The sequence below is a fragment of the Spirillospora sp. NPDC049652 genome, from assembly GCF_040675125.1.
GTDB lineage: Bacteria > Actinomycetota > Actinomycetes > Streptosporangiales > Streptosporangiaceae > Spirillospora.
This window is the reverse complement of sequence record NZ_JBFAOF010000564.1, coordinates 1-4,745: the sequence shown is the minus strand read 5'-3', so window position 1 is coordinate 4,745 and position 4,745 is coordinate 1. Positions and strand designations below refer to the sequence as shown.

Genomic DNA, 4,745 nt, shown 5'->3' with positions numbered 1-4,745 from the left:
GTCGGGATCGGCGGCGGCATCCTTGCGCTGGCCATCGTGCCGGCGGCCGTCGCCACCGCACGCAGCCGATGATCAGCCATGGGACGCCCCCGCCGGAGATGAGCGGCCCAGTCGTCCACAGTCCGGGCAGCGGCACCGACACGGCGGGCTAACGCCTCGATCGTCATCCTCAGGGCACGACCTAGTAGTGCCGCCTAGTAGTGCTGCGTCAGGTCCGCCCGGCGCCGCCGCCCGATTACGGGGGCGAGGATCTGCTTGTTGACCACGTCGGCCCGCCAGATCAGGGCATGGTGCAGGCGTGGCATGTCCCGGAAGGGCTGTCGGGAGGCGGTCCGGGCTTTGGTGGCCGTTCCCATAGTTGCTCGCCTCCCCTGGCGAGGGAGAGCAGCCGCCGGTCGGTGCCCGGGGCACCGCACAGCTCCAACCCGACGGGCAGGCCGTCGTCGGTCAGGCCGGCCGGCAGGCTCAGCGCCGGCCAGCCGATGACGCTGGCGAGATCGGTGTTGCGGATGCAGGTGGCGAACGCGGGCACCCGCCGGCCGTTCAGCAGGACCGTCTCGTCGTGTCCCACGGGTTGCGCCGGCAGCGGACAGGTGGGGTACACGAGGGCGTCCAGGCCGAGAGCGCGCAGATGGCCGGCCAGCGCGGAGCTGATCCTCGGCACGGTCGAGTGGCATGCCGTCCGGTAGTCCGACTCCGTGACCTGTTTCGCGTCATCGAGCAGAGCGCGCACGTCCGGGCCGGCGACCTGGTCGATCAGCTCCTCAAGGGTCGGTGCGGGAGTGGTCTGGGCCAGGTAGCGCGGCAGCTCGCGGAGCGCCTCGTACAGCGCCACGGCCAGCCCGGCCTGAGACGTCTGCTCGGTGACCGGCGCCGGAAGGTCCGTCCGGACCAGAACGGCGCCGGCGCGCCGCAGGTCGTCGAGCCGCCGTCGGGCAACGGCCTCGGTGCCGCTGTCCAGGTCCCGCCAGAACGGCGCGCGGGGGACTCCGAGCCGGACCCCGGACCAGGAGGCCGGCGGGACACCGGCACCGGTCCGGTCCCCAAGGGGCGAGGTGATGACCGAGTCCAGCAACGCCACGTCCTGGACGGAGCGTGCGATGAGCCCGACCGTGTCACGGGTGCGTGACAGCAGCAGCACACCGTGCTGCCCGTACCGGCCGCGGCTCGGCCGCAGGCCCACCACGCCGCAATGGGCGGCGGGAATGCGGATGGAGCCGCCGGTGTCGGTCCCCAGGCCCGCCGGCACGAGACAGGCGGCCACCGCCGACGCGGTGCCGCCGCTGCTGCCGCCGGCGGTCCGGTCGGCAGCCCAGGGATTCAGCGCGGGGCCGAACGCCTGGTTGTTGCCAGTGATGCCGAAGGCGAGTTCGTGCATGTTCGTCTTTCCCAGCGAGAACGCGCCCGCCGCGCGCAGGCTGGTCCAGACCTCGGCGTCCCGGCGCACCACCTGGCCTCTGAGGGCGGGCGTCCCGCCTGTGGTGGCCTGGCCCGCGACGTCGATGTTGTCCTTGACGGCCAGGGGAATCCCGTGCAGGGGACCCGGCTGCCGGGCGCGGAGCCGGTCGGCTTGCCTCGCCTGCCGCAGCGCCGTCTCTGGGCCCAGCGAGGTGAAGGCGTTCAACCCTTGCCAGGACCGGCATCGGCGCAGCAGTTCCTGCGTGTACTCGGCAGAGGAGATCGTGCCGTCGCGAATCCGCGCAGCGGCCTCCGCAAGGCCCCACCGGGCCGGATCGTCCATGATTCCGATCCCTTCCGCCATCTCCAATCTTCCATGCGTTTTCTTTTTCAAACCGATGTGATGGTACGCCAGAAGCCTGCCGGAACTGACGTTGCCGTAATGACGAATGGTGCGCGTGGGCGCGTACCCGAGCTTTTCATGAAGAGCACGGCGGTTAGATCCGGCATCCTTCCGGGAAGGAACAAACTCCGCAGTCAGGGCCGCATGATGCGGAGGCCGAAATGCCGTCGATCCTGTCCGAGGTGACCGAGGACGCGGGGACCCGCCGTCGTTTCGAGGACGCCGAGTGGATCGACTCCTACCTCAAGGCCGGTTCGCCTCACGGCGAACCGATATACCTCAGCGTGGGCGAGACCTGGTCACAGGCCCCCGACGGCCTGATCCGGCTACTCAGCGAAAAGGCGCCCCCATACGTCCACGGCTATGTCATATCGCAGTACGGGCTGCCCGTACTGCAACGCGTCCTGCGTGCTTATATCCCCCGGACCGCCGGGATTCCGGACACCTGCGCCGCTGGTGCGGATTTCGAGGTGGCCGTCGCCTGCTCGGGGACCCGCGCCAGCATGTCCGACTTCGGATGGCTGGTCAGGGAGGAAGCCCGCGACCGTCCCGTGGTGATCGCGCCCGCGCCGGGCTGGGACTACCACGGAGTGTTCAGCGGGCAGGGCTTCCGGTTCAGGTATCTGCCGCTGCGCGTGGAGGACGGATTCCAGCCCCGCCCCGCCGACGTCGAGGCGGTCCTGCGTGAGGAGGCCGATCCCCGGGACGCCGTCGTGGTCGTCAACGCCCAGCACAATCCGACGGGCGTCAACTGGAGCACGGACAACGTCCGCCGCATCCTCGCCGCCGCCGTCGACGCCGGCGCGCACATCCTGATCGACGACGCCTACTTCGGCGTGACCGACCCCGGGGTGGCGCCCACCTCCGCGCCGCGGCTCCTGCTGGAGGAGTTTCCCCGCCTGGAGGGCCGCTGGCTGGCCGTCCGCTCCCTGGGCAAGCAGTTCAACTGCAACGGCTGGGGCGTCGGCGCCGTCACCGGCTCACCCGACACCGTCGACCGGCTCGTCAACGACCATATGGCGCGCCGCTCGTTCACCTGCGCGGTGCCACTGCAGCACGCCATGGCGCAGTGGCTGCGGAGCGAGGAGTCGGATCAGTACCTGGAAGGGTTCCGCCGGGCCTGCGCCGAGCACCGGGCCCTGGTCGGCGACTTCCTGGTGCGCGAACTGGGCTATCCCGCCGACTCCTTCCTGCCGGGTGACTGCACCAGCTACCTGGTGTTCCCCGTCCCACCCGCGTACCAGGAGCACGCGGACGGCGTCGACCGGTACCGGCGCGCGTGTTTCGACCGGTCGGGGGTGCTGCTGGGGGCGGGCACCATGACCCCGCAGAGCGCCGACGGCGAGGACGCGCCCGACCCGTTCCCCTTCGTGCGGATGTTCCTGGCGCCGCCGCGCGACACCGTCGTGTCAGCGCTGCGCCGCCTGGGCAGCGCCCGCCTGTCCTGGAGCAGCCCATGCTGAAGCGCTCACGCCGCGACAACGGCGACGGGGACGGGGACGACCTGACGTACGAGGACTACCTCGGCCTGGACCGCCTCCTCACCGCGCAGCACCCGATCGCCGACCCGCCGCACCACGACGAGCTGCTCTTCATCATCCAGCACCAGACCGCCGAGCTGTGGACCAGGCTGCTGCTGCACGAGATGGCGCACCTGCAGTCGCTGCTCCGCGACGACGACCTGATCGGCGCCACCCGCGGGCTGGAGCGCGTCTACGCCGTCCAGGCCCAGATGATCGGCCAGTGGAGCGTGATAGCGACCCTCACTCCCGAGTCCTTCACCGAGTTCCGGCCGGTCTTGGGCGACACCAGCGGGTTCCAGTCCGCCCAGTTGCGGGCGTGGGAGTTCAAACTCGGGAACAAGCGCCCGGACTATCTGAAGCACTACCACTGGTCGGCGCAGCGCGAGCTGCTCGAACGCGCGCTGAACGAGCCGACCCTGTACGACGACTTCCTGCGCTTCCTGCTGCGGACGGGGCACCCCGTCCCCGAAAGCTGCCTGGACCGCCTGTACTCCGGCGACCAGGAGCCCGATCAGACCGTCGTGGCGGCGCTACGGCGCATCTACGAGGACTGCGACCGTCACCGGGCCGAGTACGAGATGGCCGAGCGGCTGGTGGAGCTGGAGGAGCGGCACCAGCTCTGGCGTTTCCGGCACGCGCGGACGGTGCGCCGCATCATCGGCGAGCGTCCCGGCACCGGCGGCAAGGGCGTCCCCTACCTCGCGGACCTGGTCGGGCGGCCACTGTTCCCCGAGCTCTTCGCGGCGCGCGACGTGATCGGCACCGGCTCGTGAGAACCCCGGCCGCACAGACCCCGGCGGACGGCCCGGGCGACCGCCGGCGGCGCGGTCTCGACACGATGCGGCAGGTCAACGCCGCCGGCGGGCAGCGGATGCTCGACGAACTCGACGAGGTGGCGCCCGACCTCGGCCGGTTCCTGCTGGAGTTCGTGTTCGGCGACATCTACAGCCGGACGCGCCTGCCGATGCGCGAGCGCCAGCTCGTCAGGCTGGCGGCGCTGGCGGCCATCGGCGTCGACCTCGAACCCATGAAGGCCAACGTCGACTCGGCGCTGAACGTCGGCGTCGCGCCCGAGGACGTCATCGAGGTGTTCGTCCAGTGCCTGCCCTACATCGGGTTCCCGCGCGTGCTGGCGGCGGTGCGGCAGGCGAAGGAGGTCTTCGACGACCGGTCCGGGTCCGGGTGAACGGGGTCCGGGTGAACGCGGCCCGGGTGAACGCGGCCCGGACGCGGAGGGAACCGGAAGAGAGGGCGGGCCGGTGGCGGACACCGTGATCGTTGCCGGGCGCTGCTGGGACGGCGTGGCGGACGGGGTCCTCGGGCCCCGGGAGGTGCTGGTGCGGGGCGGCCGTGTCCACGAGGTCGGCGCGCGGGTACGGCGCCCGACCGGCGCGGACGTCGTGGACCTCGGGGACGCGGTG

The 4,745-nt window shown here is 71.3% G+C and carries 4 protein-coding genes; 3 read left to right on the top strand and 1 reads right to left on the bottom strand.

Annotated elements, in window-relative coordinates; genetic code table 11:
- Positions 1-280: 280 nt before the first annotated feature.
- The gene (locus tag AB0J52_RS27895) at positions 281-1,741 is read right to left on the bottom strand and encodes an amidase family protein (RefSeq protein WP_500185366.1); all 1,461 of its coding nucleotides are present in this window, start codon (positions 1,739-1,741) and stop codon (positions 281-283) included.
- Between the two features lie 221 nt (positions 1,742-1,962).
- On the opposite strand from AB0J52_RS27895, the gene AB0J52_RS27890 reads away from it, so the two are divergent.
- Genes AB0J52_RS27890 through AB0J52_RS27880 form a run of 3 tightly spaced genes read left to right on the top strand, consistent with a single transcriptional unit; the run spans position 1,963 to position 4,510 of the window.
- Complete coding sequence (locus AB0J52_RS27890; RefSeq protein ID WP_500185365.1) at positions 1,963-3,264, top strand: aminotransferase class I/II-fold pyridoxal phosphate-dependent enzyme; 1,302 nt, start codon at positions 1,963-1,965, stop codon at positions 3,262-3,264.
- Positions 3,258-4,097, top strand: coding sequence for a tryptophan 2,3-dioxygenase (locus tag AB0J52_RS27885; RefSeq protein WP_500185363.1), 840 nt, complete (start codon positions 3,258-3,260; stop codon positions 4,095-4,097). Before AB0J52_RS27890 ends, AB0J52_RS27885 begins: the two co-directional genes overlap by 7 nt.
- Positions 4,094-4,510, top strand: a complete 417-nt coding sequence (locus AB0J52_RS27880) for a carboxymuconolactone decarboxylase family protein (protein WP_500185361.1) — start codon at positions 4,094-4,096, stop codon at positions 4,508-4,510. The genes AB0J52_RS27885 and AB0J52_RS27880 overlap by 4 nt, the downstream gene beginning before the upstream one ends.
- Positions 4,511-4,745: the final 235 nt, after the last annotated feature.